Source organism: Pantoea sp. Tr-811, from assembly GCF_011752535.1.
Lineage (GTDB): Bacteria > Pseudomonadota > Gammaproteobacteria > Pseudomonadales > Pseudomonadaceae > Aquipseudomonas.
The window spans coordinates 1-24,495 of record NZ_VWXJ01000018.1 but is presented as its reverse complement, the minus strand read 5'-3'; the positions used below and the strand labels follow the sequence as shown (position 1 = coordinate 24,495).

Sequence of the window (24,495 nt, the reverse complement as noted above, 5' to 3'; positions counted from 1 at the left end):
CCAGCCCTTCAAGCAAGGCTGCCAGCCCCGGAAACGTCCGATAATCGTCAAAAAGGATGACAACGGCCAGCGCTTGCCCGAAATGGCTTCGATCAGAGTTCGAACTCCGCCGCCAAGGCCGCGCGCACGCAATACAGCACGCCTTCCGGCACCCGACCAGCGAACAGCGGGGCAATGGCCGACACCGGCGGCAGCTCGCCCTCGCCGTCCAGGAAGGCGTCCTGCACTTCCATCAACAGGTCTTCGGGCAGATCCAGCGCCTGCTCCAGGCTCAGTTCCTGGCGGCCAAGGGCTTCGGCCAACAGGCTGTAGACATTCTTCTCGCTGCAATTGAGCTGGCCGGCGATTTGCGCCGGGGTCATGCCGGCACGGGCCAGGCTGACCAGCTCGTGGCGCAGGTCGAGCACCACCTTCGGCGCCTCCTCGGTGCCGCCGGCGCCGTTGAGTACTTCGAGGAAGGCCTGGCCATAGCGCTCCAGCTTGCGCGCCCCCACGCCGCTGACCTGGGCCATGTCGCTGAGGCTGGTCGGCTGGCTGCGCAGCATCTCCAGCAGGGTCGAGTCGGGGAAGATGACATAAGGCGGCACGCTGTGCTCCTCGGCCAACTTGCGCCGCAAGGTGCGCAGCGCCTCCCACAGCTCGCGCTCTTCGCCGCGCACCAGTTGGCTGGCCGGGCTGCCACCGCTGCTGGAGGACGACTTGGCCACGGTTTGTGGCTTGAGGTCGCGGCGCAACTGCAGGTTCACCTCGCCGCGCAGCAACGGCCGGCAGCTGTCGGACAGGCGCAGGCCGCCGTAGCCTTCCAGGTCGATGTCCACCAGGCCGCGTGCCACCAACTGGCGGAACAGCGAGCGCCACTCGGCCTCGGCCAGCGCCTTGCCAACGCCGAACACCGAGAGTTTTTCGTGGCCGAAGTTGCGCACCTTCTCGGTGTCCTTGCCCAGCAGCACATCGACCAGGTGGCCGACGCCATAGCGCTGGCCGGTGCGGAACACCGCCGACAGGGCCTGGCGTGCAGGCTCGGTGGCGTCCCAGGTTTGCACCTGGTCAACGCAGTTGTCGCAGTGCCCGCAGGGTTGTTCGAGGGTTTCGTCGAAGTAGGCCAGCAGCGACTGGCGACGGCAGCGGGTTTCCTCGCACAGCGCCAGCATGGCATCGAGCTTGTGCTGCTCGATGCGCTTGTGGCGCTCGTCGCCCTCGGAGTTCTGCAGCATCTGCTTGAGCATCACCATGTCCTGCAGGCCGTAGGCCATCCAGGCATCCGAAGGCAGGCCGTCACGGCCGGCACGGCCAGTTTCCTGGTAGTAGGCTTCCAGCGACTTGGGCAGGTCGAGGTGGGCGACGAAGCGCACGTTGGGTTTGTCGATGCCCATGCCAAAGGCAATGGTGGCGACCATGATCAGCCCTTCTTCGTTGAGGAAGCGGTGCTGGTTGGCGGCGCGGGTTTCAGCGGCAAGGCCGGCGTGGTACGGCAGCGCCGGGAAGCCTTGGTCGCAGAGAAACGCGGCGGTTTCATCGACCTTCTTGCGCGACAGGCAATAGACGATGCCGGCGTTGCCGCGGCGCTCGCCAAGAAATGCCATCAACTGCTTGCGTGGCGATTCCTTGGGCACGATGCGGTAGAAGATATTCGGCCGGTCGAAGCTCGACAGGAAGCGTTCGGCGCCCTGCAGGTGCAGGCGCTGGACGATTTCCTCGCGGGTGCGCATGTCGGCGGTGGCGGTCAGGGCGATGCGCGGCACGTGCGGGAACAGCTCGGCGAGCTGGCCCAACTGCAGGTATTCCGGGCGGAAGTCGTGGCCCCATTGCGACACGCAGTGGGCTTCGTCGATGGCGAACAGGGAAATGTCGAGGTCGCGCAAGAAATCCAGCATGCGCGGCTGCACCAGGCGCTCGGGGGCCAGGTAGAGCATTTTCACCTCGCCCCGGCGCAGGCGCCCCGCCAGGTCGCGCTGCTGCTCGGCAGTGAGGGTGGAGTTCAGCGCTGCGGCAGCCACACCCAGTTCATCCAGGGTGGCGACCTGGTCGTCCATCAGCGCGATCAGCGGCGACACCACCACGGTCAGGCCCGGGCGCAGCAGCCCCGGCACCTGGAAACACAGCGACTTGCCGCCGCCGGTGGGCATCAGCACCAGCGCATCGCCGCCATTGGCAACGCATTCGATGATCGCAGCCTGGCGCCCACGGAAACTGTCGTAGCCGAAGATATCCTTGAGAACGCGCTGAGCCTGTTCGAGCATGTGCAACTCCAAAATCGCCGTACCATCCTGGACACAGGCTGGACGAAAAGACCGCCCCGCACACGCCTAAAGCGTAAGCGGCTTTTGCCAGCGGGCCGGCAAGCGCCGCCCCTGGATGAAAAACGCCGGAGTATACCCCAGTGCCGCGCCGCGCAGGATGCCCGGTGACAGACGTTCCCTTTGCCCCGCTGGCGTCCGCTTGGTGCTAGAATTCATTATCGTTTATTCCCCAAGGTAGCCCTGTAATGTCCTTCGCCGAGCAACTGACCCGCCTGCAAGCCTTCCTCGACGCCGATGAGCTGCACGAAGAAGCGCTGGACTACGTCGCCGCCCACGGCTACCTGACCGCGCTGTCGATCTGCTCGGAGGAGGTGCCCGAGCGTGAATGGATCGACGCGCTGTTCGCCGAAGAACCCCATTACGCAAGCGATGCCCAGCGCACCGAAATCGAAGCGACCCTGGTGGCACTCAAGGGCCACATCGCCCGCCAGCTGGCCAGCGACGAGGAATTCGACCTGCCCTGCGAGCTGGACCTGACCGACGAGCCGGACGATTCCGACCTGCGCGGCTGGTGCATCGGCTTCATGGAGGGCGTGTTCCTGCGTGAAGAGGCCTGGTTCGAGAACGCCGAGGAAGAAGTCAGCGAGATGCTGCTGCCGATCATGGTAGGTTCCGGCCTGTTCGACGAGCAGCCTGAATTCGCCGACATCGCCAGCAACGCCAACCTGCAGGACGACATGATCGTGCAGATTCCAGAGGCGCTGAGCGCGCTGTTCCTGCTGCTGCACGCTCCAGACGAGAAGCCGGCGCTGCTCAAGCCACGCCACCACTGAGCCAGCGGTGCGCTACCTGCTGCTGGCCATCGGCTGGCTCAGCGTTGCGCTGGGGGTGTTGGGGATCTTCCTGCCGGTGTTGCCCACCACCCCGTTCCTGTTGCTGGCGGCCGCCTGCTTTGCCCGCAGTTCGCCGCGCTTTCACCACTGGCTGGTCAACCACCCCAGGCTCGGGCCGTGGATACGTGATTACCTCAGTGGCGAGGGCATTCCCCTCAAGGGCAAGGTGTATGCCATCGGCCTGATGTGGGCGAGCATCGGGCTGTCGTGCTACCTGGTGCCGCTGTTCTGGGCCAGGGTGTTCATGCTCACCAGCGCGGTGCTGGTCAGCGCCTACATCCTCAAGCAGAAAACCCTGCGCAGGCCGGGTTAAAAGCACGGACACTGCCCCCCGTAGGAGCGAGCGCAGCTCGCGATGGGCTGCAAAGCAGCCCCGGCATCATGAACCGCGAAGCTGAAACCCTGGGGCCGCTACGCGCCCCATCGCGAGCTACGCTCGCTCCTACCAGGGCGGCGTAGGCCTGGAGAGGGGTGCCTGATGGCCACTCAGACCGTATCCACCTTCAACGAATGGTCATTGATCATGCCGTTGATGATGGTCGCGGTATCGTGCCCCGCCGCAATCACCCCGCCCGCCCCTGCCGTCACCCCGTAATGCTGGGCCAGGTCGACCCCGGCCAGGTCGATGGTCTGGGTCGGCGCCGCACCGGCGACGCTGCTGACCTCGATGGTCGACACCACCTGGCTACCCGTGCCACTGACCTTGAAGTGCAGGTAGTCGTCCAGCGACGCCGCCGTGGCATTCTCTCCCTGCAACAGTTGCGACAGGTCCAGGTGGTCGCTGCCCGGAGTGAAGTCGGTGACCGTGTCATGCCCGGTATCGCCCTTCTGCCAGACGAAGGTGTCGTTGCCATTGCCACCGGTCAGGGTGTCGTCGCCCGGCCCGCCGATGAGGATGTCGTTGCCATCACCGCCCTTGAGCACGTCATTGCCCAGGCCGCCATTGAGCACATTGTCGCCGGCATTGCCGATCAAGGTGTCGTTGTAGTCCGAGCCGATCAGGTTCTCGATGCTGACCAAGGTATCGACCCCAGCGCCGCCGGTATGCTGCGGCCCGCTGATGCTCAGGTCGACCGTGACCCCTGCGGTGGCCGCCTTGTAGCTGGCGGTATCGTTGCCAGCACCGCCATCGAGCAGGTCATTGCCAGGGCCGCCGATCAGCAAATCATCGCCATTGCCGCCATACAGCTGGTTGTTGCCCGCCCCCGCCACCAGCACGTCGTTGCCATCCCCGCCGTTGAGCACGGTGTCGGCGTTGTTGGCCATCAACACATCAGCGCCTGAGGTGCCGTTGAGGGTCTGGCCGGACTGGTAGCTGATGTCTGCGATGCCGGTGGCACTGCCGCCGTGGCCATCGGTGACCGTGTAGCTGGCCTGGTGCACTTCGTTGACCGCATTGCTGTAGTCCAGCACCAGGCTCAGCTTGTAGTTTTCTGCGGCCTTGCTGTTGCCGATGGGGTCGACCTGGTTGGTCACATGGATGCTGTACACCCCATCGTGGCTGGCCGTGAAGCTGCCGCCATCGGCAATTGGCTGGTAGTTGCCGTGGTCGTCCTTCCACTCAAGGCCCAGGTTGCCCGCGGGGCGGTCGTGGTCCAGCTGCAGGGTTTCGCCCTTGCGCAGGCTGACGGTGATCACATCCTCACCGTTGGCATTGGCGGTGGTGACGTTGCCCAGGTAACCCAGCACCATCAGCGCCGCGGTCATGGTGCCGGTGGTGGTGGTGAAGGCGCTGCGGTCAAGGGCCTTGAACTGGTTGTCGAGGGTGTTGCCATGGCCGTCGAACACGATGCTCTTGATCGCACCGCCACGGGTGAAGTCGGCGGCCTTGTCGTCGGCGTAGTGGGTAGTGAAGGTGATGGGCGAGGCATTCAGGCGGTCATGGTCGGCATCGCTGTCATTGGCCAGCAGCACGTCGGCCGCCACGCTGATGCTTGCAGGGCCGCTGATGTTGGTGATGATGTGATCGGCCACGGCCACCGGCGCGTTGTTGGCGTTGACCCGCACCACCAGGCTGGCGCTGCTGGTGTCACCGTCGTTGTCACTGACCGTGAAGCCGAAGCGTTCAACCTGGTTGCTGTCGCTGCTCTTGGGCCCGGTGTAGGTGAAGTCGCCGTTGTCCATGTCGACCACCAGGCTGCCGCCCAGGCTGGTCTTGATGGTGAGGGTGTTGCCGGTGGTGTCGAAGCTGGCCTTGTCCACGCCGCCACTGGCCTGGTAGCCGCCCTGCCCGGCATTGGCTTTCGGGTCGTAGGTGTAGCTGGTGCCATCCACCAACAGCACCTTGATGAAACCGCCGTCGGCACCGAATGTGCCGCCGCTCATGAGGCTGCCGGTGATCGACGCACCCAGCACGGTGCCCGAGAGCACGCCATTGAGCTGGCTGAGGTCGGTGACCACCACCGAATCGGTATCGGTGTGGGTGGTGCCGTCATAGGCCAGCGGGTTGAGGTTGCCCTCGTTGACATCCTTGCCCAGGCCGATGGCGTAGGACTTGATGCCATTGCTGTCGAGGAAGGATTCCCAGCTGGTTTCGCGCGCCCCGCTGATCGCGTGGCCGTTGGTGGGCGCGCCATCGGAGAAGAAGTAACTGACGTTCTGCGCACCCGCCAGCTTGCCATCCTCGGCGTACGCCGTCTGCGCGGCAGTGGTGGCGGCGTCGTAGTGGGTCACCCCGCTGGCGTGCAAGCCACTGACGATGGCCTTGGCCTGGTCGATGGTCAGCCACTGCGCTGCCTGCACCTGCGCGCCGGTGCCAAAGGTGACGATCTGCACCTTGATGTCGCCCATGTCGTCGTACTTGTCGAGCAGCGCGCTGATCGCCTGCTTGGCCAGGTCCAGGCGGGTCAGGCCCGGCACGCCAGAGGCCGAGGCCATGCTGCTGGACACGTCGATCACCAGCAGGATGTTGGTATCCACCTGGCCCGGGCTGATGCTGCGCTCGGCGCACACCGCCTGGGGAACATCGTCGACGATGGTGATGGCAATGCTGTTGGTGACGCTGTTGCCGTGGGTGTCGGTGGCCTGGTAGGTGAAATACTCGATGGCCGAATCCGCGCCGGGGGTGTTGGCGGGCGAGGTCAGGGTGTAGGTGTAGGTGCCATCGGGGTTGATGCTGATCTGGCCGTAGTGGCCCACGGCATCGCCCACCAGGCTGTAGGTCAACGCCCCTACCCCACCCACCACCGAGCCCACCAGGGTGCCGGAGGCGGTTTCACCGGTCGAGCTGGGGTCGCTGCCGGTGACGGTGCCGGCTGCCAGGTCGCTACCGTCCTTGTGCAGGTCCAGGGCTTTCTCGAACACCGTCAGCGTGGGGCTTTCGCACGCTTCCAGGCGCGGGTCATGCACGCTGATGGTGATGGTGGTGGTGCTTTCATCGCCATCGGCATCGCGGATGGTGTAGACGAAGCTGTCGATGGCATCGCGGGGCGACGCCACGTCGGGGCTGGCGTGGTATTCGGCATTGCCCTGGGCATCGATGGTCAGGTAGCCGTACTGGCCTTGCACCTGGGTGTTCAGCTGGCCGATGGCCGAGCTGGAGGTATCGCTGCCGGCGCGCACACCCACCACGTAATGGCCGTCGCTGAGCGTGTCGGCGCCCACCACGTCGTTGTACATCACGTTGCCGCGCACCACGTCACCCTTGCCAACGCTGACGTAGTCGGCGTTGGCGTGGGGCACATCGTCGACGATGCTGACGACCAGCGTGCTGGTGGTGGTGTTGCCGAGCGAATCCTGCACTTGGTAGGTGAAGGTTTCAGTGACCGTGTTGGCGCCGTCATTGGCGTGGGGCGAGGAGTTGGCCGGCGAGGTCAGCGTGTAGGTGTAGGTGCCGTCCGGGTTCAGGTGCAGCTGGCCATACTGGCCCGTGGCATCGCCGACCAGGCTGAAGGTCAGGGTGCCGACCCCGCCCCTGGCCGAATCTGCCAGGGTGCCGCTGGCGGTTTCGGCAGGCGAGTCGGGATCGCTGCCGGTCGCCAGCGCCTTCTCGTAGACCGTGACATCACGGTCCTGGCAGGCCATCAGCGAGTTGTGCACGGTGATGTTGACCGTGGTGGTGCTTTCATCGCCATCGGCATCGCGAATGGTGTAGACGAAGCTGTCCACGGCATCCTGCGGCGCCACGACATTAGGGTTGGAGTGGTATTCGGCGTTGCCTTGGGCATCGATGGTCAGGTAGCCGTACTGGCCCTGCACCTGGGTGTTGAGCTGGCCGATGGCCGAGGTGGAGGTGTCGCTGCCGGCGCGCACGCCAACCACGTAGTTGCCGTCGCTGCGCACATCGGCACCAACCACGTCGTTGTACATCACGTTGCCGCGCACCACGTCGCCCTTGGCAACGCCGGTGTAGTCGGCCACCGCCTGGGGCACGTCGTCGACGATGTTCACATCCAGGCTGCCGCTGGCGGTGCTGCCGTCGATGTCCTTGGCCACCACCTCGAAGTGCTCGCTGATGACGTTGCTGCCGTCGCCGTTCGGGTGGCTTTCGCTGCCTGTCAGGGTGTAGCTGTAGGTGACGGTGCCTGTGGCGGGATCAAAGCCGAGAATGGTCAGAGTATTGCCTTCGGGGGTCACCGTCGACTGCGGGAAGCCTGCCGCCACGCCACCGCTCACCACGCTGATGCCGCCCACGCTAAGGGTTTGCAGGCCATCGGCGGCGGTGACCTTGAAGGTGCCTTGCTGGGTCAGCGCCGCTGCATCGGGCGAGGAACCTGCGGCCAGGTTTTTCTCGTAGACGGTCAGCTCGCCGCCCTGCTGGGCCAGGCCGTCGAGGGTCACCGGGTCGTCGAGGTTGCTGACGTTGAGGGTCAAGGTTGCGCTGCTGGTATCACCGTCGGCGTCCTTGATGGTGTAGGTGAAATGCTCCTCGCCACTGCCACCACCGCCGAGGTTCTTGAAGGCGGCGCCGTCGCTGTTGAGGGTGTAGGTGTAGGAACCATCGGTTGCCAATACCAGGGTGCCGTAGGTGCCGGTGAAGGTGCCGGCGAGCACGGGGCCACCGGCCACGCGATCGGCGCCTTGCACATCGTTGGTCAGCACGTTGCCGGTCAGTTCGGTGTGCTGCTCGGTGGCCGTGACGGCATTGCTGTCGTCCACCGCCTTGGGCACGTCATCGACGATATTCACATCCAGGCTGCCGCTGGCGGTACTGCCGTCGATGTCCTTGGCCACCACCTCGAAGTGCTCGCTGATGACGTTGCTGCCGTCGCCGTTCGGGTGGCTTTCGCTGCCCGTCAGGGTGTAGCTGTAGGTGACGGTGCCTGTAGCGGGATCAAAGCCGAGAATGGTCAGGGTGTTGCCTTGGGGGGTCACCGTCGACTGCGGCAAGCCTGCCGACACGCCACCGCTCACCACGCTGATGCCGCCCACGGTAAGGGTTTGCAAGCCATCGGCGGCGGTGACCTTGAAGGTGCCTTGCTGGGTCAGTGCCGTGGCATCCGGCGCGGAGCCGTCAGCCAGGTGTTTTTCGTAGACAGTCAGTTCGCCGCCCTGCTTGCCCAGGCCGTCGAGGGTCACCGGGTCGTCGAGGTTACTGATGTTCAGGGTCAAGGTTGCGCTGCTGGTATCACCGTCGGCGTCCTTGATGGTGTAGGTGAAATGCTCCTCGCCACTGCCACCACCGCCGAGGTTCTTGAAGGCGGCGCCGTCGCTGTTGAGGGTGTAGGTGTAGGAACCATCGGTTGCCAATACCAGGGTGCCGTAGGTGCCGGTGAAGGTGCCGGCGAGCACGGGGCCACCGGCCACGCGATCGGCGCCTTGCACATCGTTGGTCAGCACGTTGCCGGTCAGTTCGGTGTGCTGCTCGGTCGCCGCCACGGGGTTGGTGTCATTCACCGCCGTGGGGGCATCGTCATGGATCACCACGTCCAGCGAGCCCTGGGCCACGTCGCCGTTGCTGTCGCTGACGCGCACCACCAGTTGTTCGCTGAGGGTCTTGGCACCATCGTTTTCGATATGCTGCCCGGCGTCGGTCAGGGTGTAGCTGTAGCTCACCTCGCCGGTGGCGGGATTGTAACCGGTGACTGTCAACGTGTTGCCCAGCCCGGTGGTGATCGACTGGCCAACACCGGTCACCACGCCACCGGTGACCACGTTGATACCGCCAACGTTGAGGTTGAACACGCCATCCTGCGCCACCACGGTGAAGCTGCCACGCTGGGTCAGCGCAGCGGGGTCGCTGGCCGAGCCCAGGGGCAGGTTGGCCTCGTTCAGGCTGATTTCGGCAGGGCTCAGGTCCAGGCCGATCAGGGTAACCGGGTTGTTGACCGGTATCGGTGGCTGGGGCTGTTCGGGGGGCGTACCGCCATCGGGCACGTTGCCGCCATTGGGCGCATCGGGGTTGCCGTTATCCAGGGCGGTACTCAACGCACCCACTTCACGCTGGGCAAATTCGGGAATGCCGTTGAAGCCCGCCGTGGGGAAGCCGATGTGCGGATCGACCCGCGCCCCCACTTCGCTCAGCAGCACGAAACTGTGGCCGCCGCCCAGTGCCCCGGTCGCGTTGCCGTTGGCGGCCCCGGCCGCCGTCGGCTCGGCAGAGCGGCTTGGGTCGTCACCGCTGGCGATCGCCCGCTGGATGCGCTCGACATCACTCAGTTGGTTGTCGCTGGGCGCCACCTCATGCCCAGGGTGGGCCGGGTGGCCGAGCAGGTCCGCGCTCAGCAGCTGGCTGCTGTCGCGCCCCAGGGTCAGCTCACCGCCGTTCTGCAGGCGAACTGCCACGGCCCCTGTCGCGGCGGTTTCCAGTTGTTCGCCGGCATACAGCCGGTCGCCCTCGATCAGTGGCCGCCGGCTGCCATCGCTGCCAACGGCGAACACTTGCCCGATCACCTTGCTGACCACACCGATTAACTTAGCCATGCGCGCACGCCTCCCCTCACCGATTGGCAATTCAGCCAATGACTGGCCAGGGGCGGTTCAGGGCAAAGAGTTCGGCTGTCTCAACGGTGAGATTCGTTCTCTCAGGCACTGCATTTGGCGAAAGTTCCTGATTTGAATTGGCCACCCGTGAGTCGCCAATTTTTTGTCGCCAAATAGTACGTTTACCTAACCGTCCCGCGTCATAGCTGAAAAAAACTGTGGAACTCGCTAAAGTGCTTGCGAAGCTTGCAATACAGCGGCTTGGCAATTCACTTGAATGAAACAATGTCTTGCTTTCGTTAGACCGCATAAGTTTTTTTTCGCATATGACTTATGAAAAAATCGTCTTAGCTCGCGCCTTAAATGTTCTTAGCTCAACTGTTACAAACTTGATACGGTTAGACTCAAGAATAACGTCATTTAATTGACGAATAAGCAGGACAATTTTGTGACCAGGGAGAAGTAACCGATGCGCGTTTTAAACCCCATCACCAGTGCAATGCTGTTGGCTTTCGCGTGCGCCAACGCGCAGGCGATGTCACTCAACGAAGCCGTCCAGAACGCCGTGGACCACCATCCAGAAATCAGCGCCAGCCGTAACAACCGACTGTCGGCCGACGAGGATGTGAAATTCGCCCGTGGCGGGTACTACCCCACCGTCGACCTGATCGCAGGTTACGGCCGTCAACGCTCCGACAACCTCAACACTCGGGGCCTGAACGCCGACGGTACGCGCAACCACAACAAGGAAACCCTCAACTACACCCAGTCGGAGCTGCGCCTGCGGCAGATGCTGTTCGACGGCTTCAACACCCCCAATGAAGTGGGCCGTACCCAGGCGATCGCCAACTCGCGCGCCTACTACACCCAGGCCACGGCCGAAACCGTCGCCCTGCGTGCGGTGGAGGTGTACCTGGAAGTGCTCAAGCGCCGTGAACTGGTGACCCTGGCCAAGAACAACCTGCAAGCCCACCTGCGGGTCAACGACCAGATCGGCCTGCGCAGCGAGCGCGGCGTGGGCAGCACCGCCGACCTTGACCAGTCCAGCGCCCGTCGCGCCCTGGCGGAAAACAACCTCGACACCGCCGAAGTCGACCTGGCCGATGCCGAGGCCAACTTCTTCAGCGTCATCGGGCGCATGCCCGACGAACTGGAAACCCCGGTGACGATCAAGGGTGAAGTACCTGAAGGTATCGCCGACGCACGCCAAGGCATGCTGGAAAACAACCCCTACCTGAAGTCGGCCCAAGCCGACATCAATGCCGCCGAGCAGCAGTACGAAGTGGCCAAGTCGGCCTTCTACCCGCGCCTCGACGCAGTGCTGGCCACCGGCGCCGACAACAACCTCAGCGGTCAGAAAGGCCATGCCAACAACGACTGGCAGGCTGGCGTGGAGCTCAACTACAACCTGTTCCGCGGTGGCAGTGACAAGGCTCGCCTGCAGTCCGACGCGCACAAGATCAACCAGGCCATGGACATTCGCAACAATGCCCTGCGCGAGCTGAACGAGAACCTCAGCCTGTCCTGGAACGCCATGAACAACGCGCGCAAGCAAACCCCGACCGCGCGTGAATACGCCGAAACCACCCAGCGCGTGCGCGCCGCCTACCAGGACCAGTTCGGCCTCGGCCAACGTACCCTGCTCGACGTGCTCGACAGTGAAAACGAGCTGTACAACGCCAACCGCCGTTACGCCGAGGTGCGCTACACCGAGGAGTTCTCGATGTACCGGGTGTTGGCCAACATGGGTGAACTGCTGACCAAGCAGCACATTTCGCTGCCGCCGGAAGCCGTTGCCCAAAGCGAAGTTCGTAACCAGGCGAAACTGCCCGAGATGCGCTGACCGATAGGCACCCAAGGCACGTACGTCCGGTAACTCACTCCATCCACCGCGACGGGAGTAGGCCAACGTGACCAGTATGCAAAGTGCGCAACCGCGCTCCGATGTCGAGGACCCGCTGCTCGATGGTTTGCTGATTCTGTGTCACCTGCATGGGCGCCCGGCCAGCCGGGCCAGCCTGTGCAGCGGCCTGCCGCTGGCCCGCCAGCGCCTGGGCGCCGACCTGCTGCCAAGGGCGGCGGCCCGCGCCGGCCTGCAAGGCCGGGTGCTGGAACGCGCGCTGGACGACATCTCGCCGCTCAACCTGCCGGTGCTGCTGTTGCTCGGCAATGGCCGCAGCGCCGTGCTGCAGCGCTGGGGCGAGGATGGCCGGGCGCTGATTCTGCCCAGCGAAGCCGAAGGCGGTGAGCAGTGGGTGGAGCGCGAGGCCCTGCAACAGGCCTACAGCGGCCATGCCCTGTTTGCCCGCCCCCGGCATACCCTGGAAGACCTGCGTTCACCGCTGCTGCCACGGGTCAACGCCTGGTTTCGCGATACCCTGCGCCATTCCCGCAAGCTTTACGGCGATGCCTTGCTGGCCAGCCTGTTGATCAACCTGCTGGGCCTGATGGTGCCGCTGTTCGTCATGCAGACCTACGACCGGGTGGTGCCCAACCAGGCGCTGTCGACCCTGTGGGTGCTGGTGGCCGGGCTGTTCCTGGGCACCGCCTTCGAGCTGGTGCTGCGCATGGTCCGCGCACACCTGCTGGACCAGGCCGGGAAGAAGACCGACCTGATTCTCTCCGCCACCCTGTTCGAACGCATCACCGGCATGGCGATGAAGGCCAAGCCGGCCACCATCGGCGGCTTCGCCCAGAGCATCCACGACTTCCAGGGCCTGCGCGAATTCCTCACCGCGGTAACCCTGACCAGCATCATCGACCTGCCCTTCGTGGCCTTGATGCTGCTGGTGATCGGCCTGCTTGGCGGCTGGCTGGTGCTGATTCCGCTGCTCGCCTTCCCGGTGGCGGTGGGCTTTGCCCTGTTCATCCAGGCACGCCTGCGCGACACCGTGCAGAAAAGCCTGAGCCTGGGCGCGGTGCGCCAGGCGCTGCTGATCGAAACCCTCGGCGGCCTGGAAACCCTCAAGGCCTGCGGCGCCGAGAGCGAGCGCCAGTACCAGTGGGAGCATACCAACGGCGCCATCGCCCGCCTCGACGCCCATGCCCGCAACCTGTCCTCGCTGGCCAGCAACGGCACGCTGTTCATCCAGCAGTTCTGCGGCATGGCCACCATCGTCGCCGGGGTGTACAGCATCATTGCCGGCAACCTCAGCGTCGGCGCCCTGGTGGCCAGCTACATGCTCGGCAGCCGGGTGCTGGCCCCGCTCGGGCAGATCGCCGGGCTGATCACCCGCTACCAGCAGGCACAGTTGACCATGCGCAGCACCGACGCCCTGATGGCCCTGCCCCAGGAGCGCCAGGCCGACCAGCAGGCGCTGGAGCACACCACCCTCAAGGGCGGGGTGGCGCTGAGCCACGTGACCTTCCGCTACTCGGGCCAGACCACCCCGGCCCTGCACGATGTGAACCTGAGCATCAAGCCAGGCGAGCGCATCGGCATCATCGGCCGCAGCGGCTCGGGCAAGAGCACGCTGGGCCGGCTGCTGATGGGCTTTCATCACCCCGATGAAGGCCAGGTGCTGCTGGACAACCTCGACCTGCGCCAACTGGACATCGCCGACCTGCGCAGCCAGTTGGGCTACGTTGCCCACGACCTGCCGCTGCTGGCCGGCAGCCTGCGCGACAACCTCACCCTCGGTGCACGCCACATCAGCGATGCACGCATGCTGGAGGTGGCCGAACTGACCGGGGTCAGCGAACTGGCGCGCCAGCACCCGCAAGGCTTCGACCGCCCGGTGGGCGAGCGCGGCCAGTTGCTGTCCGGTGGCCAGCGCCAGGCGGTGCTGATGGCTCGGGCGCTGTTGCTGGAGCCGCCGATCATGATCCTCGACGAACCCACCAGCCACATGGACAACAGCAGCGAGGAGCAACTGCGCCAACGCCTGCTGGCCTGGGTGCCGGGCAAGACGTTGCTGCTGGTCACCCACCGCACGTCGATGCTCAGCCTGGTGGACCGGCTGGTGGTGCTGGACAACGGCAAGGTGGTGGCAGACGGGGCCAAGGACTCGGTCATCGATGCCCTGCGCAAAGGGCGCATTGGCGCCGCTTTGTAGGCCAACACACAAGCCCGCTCCCACAGGGATTGCGCCAGCTGTTGGAAATTGAGCGAGGTCCATGACTCAAGCGAGGTAGGACATGTCCCTGAGCCAGAACATCCGCGGCCCCCACGGCACCGACAAACGTGCCGAGCGCGACTACATGCCGGAGTTGGCCGGCGCCACCTTGCAGGACTCGCCGCGCCTGTCGCGCCTGACCGTGTGGCTGGCGGCGGCGTTGCTGCTGGTGGCGCTGGTCTGGGCCAACCTGGCGGTGCTCGACGAAGTGACCGTGGGCGAAGGCAAGGCGATTCCGTCGAGCAAGGTGCAGGTGGTGCAGAACCTTGAGGGCGGCATCGTCACCGAGATTTTCGTGCGCGAAGGGCAGATGGTGGAAAAAGGCGCCACCCTGCTGCGCCTGGACGACACCCGCTTCAAGTCCAACAAAGGCGAGAGCGAAGCCGACCGCTACGCCCTGACCGCGCAGGTCGAGCGCCTGTCTGCCGAGGCCGAGGGGCGCCCGTTCGTGCTGTCGGAGGAAGTGCGTGCCAAGGCGCCCCAGGTGGCCGAGGACGAGCAGGCCTTGTACGACTCGCGCCAACGGCGCCTGGCCAGCGAGAAGCAGACCCTCAACGAACAGCTGCGGCAAAAAACCCAGGAACTGGCCGAGTTTCGTTCCAAGGTCGAGCAGTACCGCTCGGCCGTGGCCCTGCTTCAACAGGAAACCGACATGTCGGCGCCGCTGGTGAGCAAGGGCGCCATCTCGCCGGTGGAAATCCTGCGCCTCAAGCAGCGTACCGTGGAGGCCCGTGGCCAGCTCAACGCCACCAGCCTGGCCATTCCCCGCGCCGAGGCGGCGGTGGCCGAGATCAGGAGCAAGATCCAGGAGTCCGACGCGGGCTTTCGTTCCGACGCCGCCAAGGAGCTCAACGACAAGCGCACGGAGCTGTCGAAGATCACCGCCACCAGCATCGCCATCGACGACCGGGTCAACCGCACCACGGTGGTGTCGCCGGTGCGTGGCATCGTCAAGCTGCTGAAGGTGAACACCATCGGCGGCGTGGTGCAGCCGGGCAGCGACCTGGTGGAAATCGTGCCGATCGAGGACAACCTGCTGATCGAAGCCAAGGTGCGCCCGCAAGACGTGGCGTTCCTGCACCCGGGGCAGCCGGCGATGGTCAAGTTCAGTGCCTATGACTACACCATCTACGGCGGGCTGAAGGCCAAGCTGGAGCTGATTGGCGCCGACACCGTCACCGATGACAAGGGCAATGCGTTCTACCTGATTCAGGTGCGTACCGAGAAGAACCACCTGGGCGGGGATAACAAGCCGTTGCTGATTATCCCGGGGATGGTGGCCACGGTGGATATCATCACCGGGCAGAAGAGTGTGCTGGATTACCTGCTCAAGCCGGTGCTCAAGGCCCGGACCGAGGCGTTGCGCGAGCGGTGATGGCCTGTGACGGCCCTATCGCGAGCTGCGCTCGCTCCTACAGGGATATGAACTGCCTTGAATGCTGCGCTGTACCTGTGGGAGCGGGCTTGCCCGCGAAGAGGCCGGCACACGAAAAACATGTCTTTAACCTTCACCGTGATTGCGGTTGAAGGTCTCATCCCCCATCGCCCTGATCTGCCCTTCGATCAACGCCTCAAACGGCCGCAACAGGCCATCGAAATTCAAAGGCTGCTCCAGCACATTCAACGCCTGCACCACCGCCTCGATGGTCGACACCGCCCCCGGCTCCGGCGCCTTGCGCAGGCGGTAACGCGACGGTGCCACGTCGGCCAGCGTCACCCGCGGCAATGCCTCTAGCAACGGGTTCAGGTACAACAGCTTGCGTGCCTTGCGCCAGGTGCCATCGGGGACGATCAACAACAGCGGGGTATCGTCGGTTTCGCCGTAGGCGGCCAGCACCTTGGCCTGCTCGCCGGGGAACAGCAGCGCCGGCCGATAGCCTGGCGTCGCCAGGAGGTCGGCAAGGCCCTCGAACACTTCGCCAATGCGCAACTCGGCATTGACCAGGCCCAGGGCGGCCAGGCGGGCAGTGTTCAAGGCGTGGCTGGCTTCACTGGCGTGCTGCAGCAGCACCACGCGGGTGCGGCTGGCGAGCGTTGGGATCAGTGGGCAAAGGCAATGGTCGAGCGGGCGCTGGCAGCGCTCGCAGCGAGGTCTGGGCATGGGGGTCTCCGTTGGCGGAGGGATTTTGCCACAGGCCGAGATTCTGGACCTGCTTTGTGGGCCATTCGCGGGCACTCAATATCGTAGGAGCGAGCGTTGCTCGCGATGGGGCGCGTAGCGGCCCCAGGTTTTCAGCTTCGCAGCCAGTATTGCCGGGGCTGCTTTGCAGCCCATCGCGAGCAAGGCTCGCTCCTACAGGGACCGCGCAAACCTGAAGCCCCGCGAATAGGCCTGCAAACCTGGCCCTAGCGGTTGAAGCGCTCGGCCAGGCTATGCAGGTACTCCGCCATGCGCTCCAGGTCCTGGCTGATCTCGGCGCCCTGCTTGGCCTGCCCCGCCGTCTGGTCGCACAACTGGGCAATGCGCACGATCTGCTGGTTGATGTCCTCGGCCACATGGCTCTGCTGCTCCGAAGCCGTGGCCATCTGCTGGCTCATTCCAGTAATGCGGCTTACCGCCTGGGCGATGCCGGCCAGCGCCGACTGCACCGCCTCGACACTGTGCACGCTGTCGCGGGAGATCTGCTCGCCACGGCTGGCGCTGCTCACCGCGCGTTCGGCGCCAGCGCGCAAGGAGGCGATGATGTGGTGAATTTCATCGGTGGACGAGCGCGTGCGCTGGGCCAGCGACCGCACTTCATCGGCCACCACGGCAAACCCCCTGCCCTGCTCGCCGGCCCGCGCCGCCTCGATGGCGGCGTTCAGCGCCAGCAGGTTGGTCTGCTCGGCAATCGAGGTGATCACATCCACCACGCTGCCAATCGACTGGGTTTGCTCCGCCAGGGCATTGACCGCCTGGCCGATGTCGCTCACCGCCTCGCTCATGCTGCCCATGGCCTTCAGGCTCTGCTGCGCCAGCTCGCTGCCCTGCTGGGCCAGCTGGTCGGCGTCACCGGCGGCGTGGGCGGTGCTCTGCACGTTGTGGGTGACCTGCTGGATGGTCGCGGCCATCTGCGCGATGGCCGTGGCCGACTGGTCGGTTTCGCTGCGCTGGCGGTCGAGCATCTGCGCCTGGGCATCGGAAAGGTCAGCCGACTGGGCTGCCCGCGACTTGACCCCGACGCCGGCATCCACCAGGCGGGTCAAGGCGGTCTGCAGGCGTGCCTCTTCGCTGAGGATCGCCAGGTCCAGCTGGCCTTGCAGGCCCGGGTTATCGCTGTAGGTCAGGGCCACCAACGGGCTGGTGAACGCCTTGGGGTGCTCGCCAAGGGTGCGGCGGATCGCCTGGTTGCGCCGCAGCTCGATCAAGTACCAGGCCACCAGCAGGCTCACCGCCAACACGCCCAGCGCGGCAAAGGGCGGTAGCCAGAAGTCGGCCGCGGCCGACAGCAGCCCCGTGCCGATCAACGGCCAGCCATAGCCCAGGCTGTGTACCAACCGCGCTACCCAGGGCACTGCCGGCTTGCCCGCACGCAGGCGCGCATACAGCGCCTCGGCGCGGCGGATCTGCTCGCGGCTGGGCACCGAGCGCACCGACTCGTAGCCACTGATGCGGCCATTCTCGTAGATGGCCGTGACGTAGGCGCTGACCCAGTAGTAATCACCGTTCTTCGAACGGTTCTTCACCACCCCCATCCACGGCTTGCCCTGCTTGATGGTTTCCCACATATGGCCGAACACGGACGGGGGCATGTCTGGGTGGCGCACCAGGTTGTGCGGCTGGCCTACCAACTCGTCGTAGGTAAAGCCGCTGATCGCCACGAAGGCGTCGTTGCAGTAGGTGATATGGCTGTTGAGGTCGGTGGTGGAGATCAGGCGCTGATCGACGGAGAAGGTTCTCTCGTGCTCGGTGACGGGCAAATTCATGCGCATCTTGGGCTGTCCCTGGCTTGTCTAGATGAAAGGGGAATCATCAAAGCAAGTAGAGGTTTAGCAGAACGCCATCACCCAGGACGTCAGCTTTTCGCCGTAAATGCTGCCTTCCGACGGGCTGCATGCCTTAGCCCACGTTAAGCTGGCTCTTGAGCAGGTCGCGGAAGGTTTGAATCAACGGTTCGCGGCTGCGGCCACGGCGCACGATCAGCGAAAATGGTGCCTGATAGCCAAATGTTGCCGGCGATAACACCCGTAAATCGCCTTTGTCGACCCAGGCCTGGGCGTAGTGCTCGGGCAGGTAGCCAATGTAGGCGCCAGACAAAATTAGTATCAATTGCGCCTCCATGCTCTCCACCGTCGCCGCGCTGTGCTTGAAGCCGTGCCGGGCCAATTCGGCCTGGCTCCAGTAGCCGCGCCCGACCATGCGCTGCTGGGTCACCACCTGCTCGGGGATGCGCCGCTCGCTGAACAGCGGGTGGCGGCTGCTGCAATACAGCCAGTGCTGCTCGCGGTACAGCGGCAGGTACAAAAGGCCGCTCATGCGCGAGGAAAAGGCGCCGATGGCCAGGTCCAGGCGGTTGTCCTGCACCCCAAGTTGCAATTCGTAGGGGCTGGACACCGACAGGTGCAGGTGCACCGCCGGGTGTTCCTGGCTGTAGGCGCCAATGGCCTCGGCCAGGGGCAAGGCGCGGTCGCCGACGGTGGAGTCGATCACGCCAAGGTTCAGCGTGCCGCGCAATTCGCCCTTGAGCGCCGCCGCGTACTGCTCGAAACCGTCCAGCTCGGCCAAAAGCCGCAGGGTTTCCTGGTGGAACAGCTCGCCTTTGCTGGTGAGGCTGAAGCCACCCCGGCCGCGGTGGCACAGCACGATTCCCAGGGCACCTTCGAGCTGGCTCATGTAGGTACTGATGGCCGACGTCGACAGGTTCAGCTCGCGCTGGGCATTGGCGAAGCCCTGGTGGCGCACCACGCTGACGAAGATGCGCAGCAGTTTCAGGTCGGGCAGGGTCGAGGCCATGGTGCAACGGTTCCACGGAGGGGCAAGTGCGCGCAGTCTACCTGCTCCTGCGGCCATTAGTTCAGAAATTCCTGAAGTAAGTATTTGCCGGTAGCGATTTTTCCTACGCACTACCTTCAGCAGACTTGGCCGAAATGTCCCTGCCCGCCGGCATGACCCCCACTTCAAGGCGCGCGGCGGAACAGGTTCGAACAACCAGAACAATCGACCGACTGATGAGGCCCACCGTGGACAAGATTCTCCACCAACCACTGGGCGGCAACGAAATGCCGCGTTTCGGCGGCATCGCCACCATGCTCCGTCTGCCCCACCTGCAAAGCGCCGAAGGCCTGGATGCCGCGTTTATCGGCGTGCCATTGGACATCGGCACCTCGCTGCGCTCCGGCACCCGCTTCGGCCCACGGCAGATCCGCGCCGAATCGGTGATGATCCGCCCCTACAACATGGCCACCGGCGCCGCCCCGTTCGACTCGCTGTCGGTGGCCGACATCGGTGACGTGGCGATCAACACCTTCAACCTGCTCGACGCCGTGCGCATCATCGAAGAAGCCTACGACGAAATCCTCGAACACAACATCATCCCGATGACCCTGGGTGGCGACCACACCATCACCCTGCCGATCCTGCGCGCCCTGCACAAGAAGCACGGCAAGATCGGCCTGGTGCACATCGACGCCCACGCCGACGTCAACGACCACATGTTCGGCGAGAAAATCGCCCACGGCACCACCTTCCGCCGCGCCGTGGAAGAAGGCCTGCTCGACTGCGACCGCGTGGTGCAGATCGGCCTGCGCGCCCAGGGCTACACCGCCGACGACTTCAACTGGAGCCGCCGCCAGGGCTTTCGCGTGGTGCAGGCCGAGGAGTGCTGGCACAAGTCGCTGGAGCCACTGATGGCCGAAGTGCGGGAAAAAGTGGGTGGCGGCCCTGTGTACCTGTCGTTCGACATCGACGGCATCGACCCCGCCTGGGCGCCTGGCACCGGCACCCCGGAAATCGGCGGCTTGACCACCATCCAGGCGATGGAGATCATTCGCGGCTGCCACGGCCTGGACCTGATCGGCTGTGACCTGGTCGAAGTCTCCCCACCTTACGACACCACCGGCAACACCTCGCTGCTCGGTGCCAACCTGTTGTTCGAAATGCTCTGCGTGCTGCCGGGTGTGGTGCGTCGCTGACGCCTTCGCCTTGCCAATTGCTACACCCGGGCAGGAGCCATGAGGGAGGGCCATAGAGGCCCGCCAACACAAGACAAGACCGCCGGGCACCGTGCACTGCCCGCGCGGCCGATCTCGCCATAATAAAGATAATCGGGAGACCCCCAATGGCCTTGGACATCATCGTTGTAATGATCTATGCCGCCGGCATGCTCGGGCTGGGCTGGTACGGCATGCGCCGGGCAAAAACCCACGAGGACTACCTGGTGGCCGGGCGCAACCTGGGCCCGACCCTGTACATGGGCACCATGGCCACCACCGTACTGGGCGGTGCTTCCACCGTTGGCACCGTGCGCCTGGGCTATGTCCACGGCATTTCTGGCTTCTGGCTCTGCGCAGCCCTGGGCCTGGGCATCATCGCCCTCAACCTGTTCCTCGCCAAACCGCTGCTGCGGCTGAAGATCTTCACCGTTACCCAGGTGCTGGAGCGCCGTTACAACCCGATGGCCCGCCAGGCCAGCGCGGCGATCATGCTCGCCTACGCGCTGATGATCGCAGTGACCTCGACCCTGGCCATGGGCACCGTGCTGCAGGTGCTGCTCGACCTGCCGTTCTGGGTGTCGCTGCTGCTCGGTGGCGGCGTGGTGGTGGTGTACTCGACCATCGGCGGCATGTGGTCGCTGACCCTTACCGACATCGTCCAGTTCGTGATCAAGACCGTTGGCCTGATGTTCATCCTGTTGCCGGTGTGCCTGTACAAGGCAGGTGGCTGGGACATGCTGGTGGCCAAGCTGCCGGCCTCCAGCTTCAGCTGGACCACCATCGGCTGGGACACCATCATCACCTACTTCCTGATCTACTTCTTCGGCATCCTGATCGGCCAGGACATCTGGCAGCGGGTGTTCACCGCCCGTGACGATAAGGTCTGCCAGCGCGCTGGCACCACCGCCGGTGTGTATTGCGTGCTGTACGGCCTGGCCTGCGCCCTGATCGGCATGGCCGCGCATGTGCTGATGCCGGACCTGGTCAACCCGAACAATGCCTTCGCCGAGATGATCAAGGGCCAGCTGCCCGAAGGGATTCGCGGCCTGCTGATGGCCGCGGCACTGGCCGCCATGATGTCCACGGCCAGCGCCGGCCTGCTGGCGTCTTCCACCACCCTGACCGAAGATTTGCTGCCCAAGCTGCGTGGCGGCAAGCAGTCGAGCCTGGGCATCAACCGCCTGTTCACCCTGCTCACCGGCCTGGTGGTGCTGGGCATCGCCCTGGCGGTGAACGATGTGATCAGCGCCCTGACCCTGGCCTACAACCTGCTGGTGGGCGGCATGCTGATTCCGCTGATCGGTGCGATCTTCTGGAAACGCGCCAGCACTGCCGGCGCCATTGCCAGCATGTCGCTGGGCTTTGCTACCGCGCTGCTGTTCATGTTCAAGGATGGGCTGGATGCCAATACGCCGATCTACTACAGCCTGGCGGTTGGCCTGGTGAGCTTCGTGCTGGTGAGCCTGCTGTCGCGCAAGCCGGTGGGTGAGGTGAAGCTGGCCTGATCGGCTGACCTGTGCCGGCCTCTTCGCGGGGCAAGCCCGCTCCTACAAAGGCGCGTTATCCCTGTAGGAGCGGGCTCGCCCCGCGAAGAGGCCGGCCCAGACACTGCAAAAGCAACAGAATCAAAAAGGCCGCAGCATCTGTTCAGATGCTGCGGCCTTTTCGCGTATCAGCGGCGGCGCGGCTGGCGCTTGCGCTGTTCTTCATCAGTCGGGATCGGCACCGGCTGCAAGGGTGGTGGAATCAGCCCCAAGGCGACGGCCAGGTCGTGGAGCCAGTTGAACAGTGGGTTTTTCATAATGCCCCCTTGACGGGTCAGCCTCACGGCAATTCAATCCTGCGATGTTTCATACAGATCATAGCCCGATGTCCTGTACTACGCATGCCCTTAATCCTACAGATATGGGCTAGTTTGACGCGGATCAAGCGGAAACGGCGTATTCCGACGATTGGTTAATCGTTTCGCTTTGTTGCATATCGATCCAGGCCTGCAGATTCGCCCCGCGCATGCCCTGGCGCCACATGAGCCAGGTCACCGCCTGGTCGAACGGCGCCTGCAGGCGGTGGGCGCGCACCCGGTCACGCCCCGGCAGGCTGTCGAGCATCGATTGTGCCATCAGCGCTACCCCTGCCCCGGCGATTACGCAGGCCAGCATGCTCTGGTACGACTCAATCTCCATCACCCGCCCCATCGGCGTGTGCGCATCGGCGTACCAGGCCTCCAGGCGCATGCGGTACGAACAGCCCTGGCGGAAGGTGAACACGGCCTTGCCGGCCACATCCTTGGCCGTGCGCACCGGCGGGTGCTCGGGGCTGGTAATCAGCACCAGCACTTCATCGCACAACGGCACGCCATCCAGGCCAGCCAGGCTGGGCGGCCCGTCGATCAGGGCAGCATCCAGGCGGTGGCTGAGCAGGCCTTCGAGCAAGTCACCGCTCGGCGCCGCCTGCACTTGCAGGTTCACCGCCGGGTATTGCTGGTGGTAACGCGCCAGCAGCGCCGGCAAGTGAATGGCGGCGGTGCTGTACATGGTGCCCAGCACGAAATCGCCGGCCGGCTGCCCGCCCTGTACCGCCGCCACCGCTTCATCGCGCAGCGCCGCCAGGCGGTTGGCGTAATCGAGCAGCACCTTGCCAGCCGGGGACAGCTGCAGGCGCTGGCGCTCACGCAGGAACAATTCCACGCCCAGCTGCTCTTCGAGCTGGCGCAGGCGCGTCGACAGGTTCGAAGGCACCCGGTGCAGGCGCTCGGCAGCGCGGGTGATCGAGCCTTCCTCGGCCACGGCCTGGAAGATGCGCAGTTGGCTGAACTCCATGATATTCTCCAAAACAGAACAACTTCATCATCATTATTCAATTTTATTGAAAGTCAACCTGCCCTAACCTGCCATCCATCGCTTCCCTTACACCTGCGCAGGAGAGTTCTCATGTCGCCGCTCGCCCAACTGCTGGCCAGCGCCGTTGCCCTGATGATGGCCATGGGCATCGGCCGCTTCGCCCTCACCCCGCAATTGCCGCAATTGATCGCCGAACACCAGTTCGACCTGACCGCCGCCGGGCTGGTGGCAGCGGCCAACTACCTGGGTTACTTCCTTGGCGCGGTAGACGCCATGCATGCCCGGCGGCCTGGCCAGGTGCAGGTGCGCCTGCATGGCGGGCTGTGGCTGTGCGTGCTGCTGACCCTGGCATCGGCGGCGGTGGAGGGCTTCTGGAGCCATTTGCTGTTGCGCTTTGGCACCGGCGTGGCCAGTGCCTGGGTGCTGGTGATGCTCACCAGCCTGAGCCAGCAGGTGGCCAGTGCCCACAGTCGCCCACGCAGCGGCGCACTGGTATTCGCAGGGCCCGGGCTGGGCATTGCCCTCACCGGCTTGCTGGCCCTGGGCGCCCACGTGCTGGGGCTTGGTTCGGCGGCGCTGTGGCTGGTGTACGCGGTTGCAGCACTGGTGATGCTGCTGGCGGTGCGCCCCTGGCTGCCCCGTGCCCTGCAACCGGCGGTGGTGCCCGCTGCCGGGCAACAAGGCCCGAGCCGCAGTGTTGGCATAGGCCGCCTGGGCGTGGTCTACGGCCTGTACGGTGTGGGCTACATTCTGCCGGCCACCTTTCTGTCGCAGATGGCCAGCCAGCAGTTTCGCGGCAACTGGATGGCCGACCTGTTCTGGCCGGCATTCGGCTTGGCGGCAGCCTTGGGCGTAGTGCTGGTGAGCGTGCGCCGCGCCGGCAGTACCGCCACCTGGCTGACCGCCACCCTGTGGTTGCAGGGCCTGGGCGTGCTGGCCTGCCTGATGGGCGGTGGCGTGGGCCTGGCGCTGGGCGTGGTGCTGTGCGGCGGGCCGTTCCTGGCCTGCATGATGCTGGTGATGCAGCGCTCACGGGAACTGGGGCCCCATGCCACGCAGCGCAATGCCGGGCTGCTGACCGCGTGCTTTGCCCTGGGGCAGTTGAGCGGGCCATTGCTGGCGGCGTTGAGCAACCATTACAGTGGCAGCCTGCAAGCGGCGCTGGTGTTGGCGGCGGCCGGGCTGGGGGTGGCGGGGGTGCTGGTCCTGGTGAGTGGGCGGGGGATTCAGGGTTGCCAGGCGGCCACCCGGGTGGCCTGAGGTTTTGAGGTTGCCAGTGCCGGCCCCTTCGCGGGGCAAGCCCGCTCCTATGTATGGACTCGCCAACATTGTCTAGCTGCTTTTGAACATGGTTACCCGGTTGCATCTATGTATCAGGCCTGTTCGAGGAAGCTATTCGCTTCTGGCCATCATC

Annotated in this window: 15 protein-coding genes; 8 read left to right on the top strand and 7 right to left on the bottom strand. The window is 64.8% G+C overall.

The features are described from left to right. Window positions 1-92: 92 nt before the first annotated feature. The gene (recQ, locus tag F3J44_RS23045) at window positions 93-2,240 is read right to left on the bottom strand and encodes a DNA helicase RecQ (protein ID WP_167059752.1); all 2,148 of its coding nucleotides are present in this window, start codon (window positions 2,238-2,240) and stop codon (window positions 93-95) included. A gap of 245 nt (window positions 2,241-2,485) precedes the next feature. Between recQ and F3J44_RS23040 the strand changes: the two genes are divergently transcribed. Together F3J44_RS23040 and F3J44_RS23035 are read left to right on the top strand one after the other, a co-directional pair. After that, window positions 2,486-3,073: a YecA family protein gene (locus F3J44_RS23040; RefSeq protein WP_167059747.1), complete on the top strand. Its 588-nt coding sequence runs from the start codon at window positions 2,486-2,488 to the stop codon at window positions 3,071-3,073. Window positions 3,074-3,080: 7 nt separating this feature from the next. Then, window positions 3,081-3,446, top strand: coding sequence for a YbaN family protein (locus tag F3J44_RS23035; RefSeq protein ID WP_167276370.1), 366 nt, complete (start codon window positions 3,081-3,083; stop codon window positions 3,444-3,446). 173 nt (window positions 3,447-3,619) lie between these two features. Here the strand turns inward: F3J44_RS23035 and F3J44_RS23030 are convergent, their stop codons facing one another. After that, complete coding sequence (locus F3J44_RS23030) at window positions 3,620-9,994, bottom strand: retention module-containing protein (protein WP_167276368.1); 6,375 nt, start codon at window positions 9,992-9,994, stop codon at window positions 3,620-3,622. A 535-nt stretch (window positions 9,995-10,529) separates the two neighbouring features. On the opposite strand from F3J44_RS23030, the gene F3J44_RS23025 reads away from it, so the two are divergent. The 3 genes from F3J44_RS23025 to F3J44_RS23015 all read left to right on the top strand — a co-directional run bounded on the left by F3J44_RS23025 (window position 10,530) and on the right by F3J44_RS23015 (window position 15,484). Then, window positions 10,530-11,837, top strand: a complete 1,308-nt coding sequence (locus F3J44_RS23025) for a TolC family outer membrane protein (protein WP_240158489.1) — start codon at window positions 10,530-10,532, stop codon at window positions 11,835-11,837. A gap of 76 nt (window positions 11,838-11,913) precedes the next feature. Continuing rightward, on the top strand, window positions 11,914-14,049 hold the full coding sequence (locus F3J44_RS23020) for a type I secretion system permease/ATPase (protein WP_167276547.1): 2,136 nt from the start codon (window positions 11,914-11,916) through the stop codon (window positions 14,047-14,049). 82 nt (window positions 14,050-14,131) lie between these two features. Further along, complete coding sequence (locus F3J44_RS23015; protein ID WP_167276364.1) at window positions 14,132-15,484, top strand: HlyD family type I secretion periplasmic adaptor subunit; 1,353 nt, start codon at window positions 14,132-14,134, stop codon at window positions 15,482-15,484. A gap of 126 nt (window positions 15,485-15,610) precedes the next feature. On the opposite strand, the gene F3J44_RS23010 is transcribed toward F3J44_RS23015, so the two are convergent. The 3 genes from F3J44_RS23010 to F3J44_RS23000 all read right to left on the bottom strand — a co-directional run bounded on the left by F3J44_RS23010 (window position 15,611) and on the right by F3J44_RS23000 (window position 19,042). Beyond that, window positions 15,611-16,210 (bottom strand): tRNA-uridine aminocarboxypropyltransferase, encoded by a 600-nt coding sequence (locus F3J44_RS23010; RefSeq protein ID WP_167276363.1) that lies wholly within the window; start codon window positions 16,208-16,210, stop codon window positions 15,611-15,613. Window positions 16,211-16,455: 245 nt separating this feature from the next. After that, on the bottom strand, window positions 16,456-18,015 hold the full coding sequence (locus tag F3J44_RS23005; protein WP_205300089.1) for a PAS domain-containing methyl-accepting chemotaxis protein: 1,560 nt from the start codon (window positions 18,013-18,015) through the stop codon (window positions 16,456-16,458). A 133-nt stretch (window positions 18,016-18,148) separates the two neighbouring features. Continuing rightward, complete coding sequence (locus tag F3J44_RS23000; RefSeq protein WP_167059719.1) at window positions 18,149-19,042, bottom strand: LysR family transcriptional regulator; 894 nt, start codon at window positions 19,040-19,042, stop codon at window positions 18,149-18,151. Window positions 19,043-19,269: 227 nt separating this feature from the next. On the opposite strand from F3J44_RS23000, the gene speB reads away from it, so the two are divergent. Together speB and F3J44_RS22990 are read left to right on the top strand one after the other, a co-directional pair. Then, entirely contained in the window at window positions 19,270-20,220 is a 951-nt protein-coding gene (speB, locus tag F3J44_RS22995; protein ID WP_167059716.1) for an agmatinase, read from the top strand. Between the two features lie 146 nt (window positions 20,221-20,366). After that, window positions 20,367-21,746, top strand: a complete 1,380-nt coding sequence (locus tag F3J44_RS22990; protein ID WP_167276360.1) for a sodium:solute symporter — start codon at window positions 20,367-20,369, stop codon at window positions 21,744-21,746. Window positions 21,747-21,913: 167 nt separating this feature from the next. On the opposite strand, the gene F3J44_RS30140 is transcribed toward F3J44_RS22990, so the two are convergent. Beyond that, a complete protein-coding gene (locus tag F3J44_RS30140; RefSeq protein WP_255431996.1) occupies window positions 21,914-22,042 on the bottom strand; it encodes a PA1414 family protein in 129 nt (42 codons plus the stop codon). A gap of 124 nt (window positions 22,043-22,166) precedes the next feature. After that, window positions 22,167-23,060: a LysR family transcriptional regulator gene (locus F3J44_RS22985; protein ID WP_167059710.1), complete on the bottom strand. Its 894-nt coding sequence runs from the start codon at window positions 23,058-23,060 to the stop codon at window positions 22,167-22,169. A gap of 111 nt (window positions 23,061-23,171) precedes the next feature. Here F3J44_RS22985 and F3J44_RS22980 point away from each other — a divergent pair, with 111 nt between their 5' ends. Continuing rightward, window positions 23,172-24,341, top strand: a complete 1,170-nt coding sequence (locus F3J44_RS22980) for an MFS transporter (RefSeq protein WP_167276358.1) — start codon at window positions 23,172-23,174, stop codon at window positions 24,339-24,341. Window positions 24,342-24,495 lie beyond the last annotated feature (154 nt).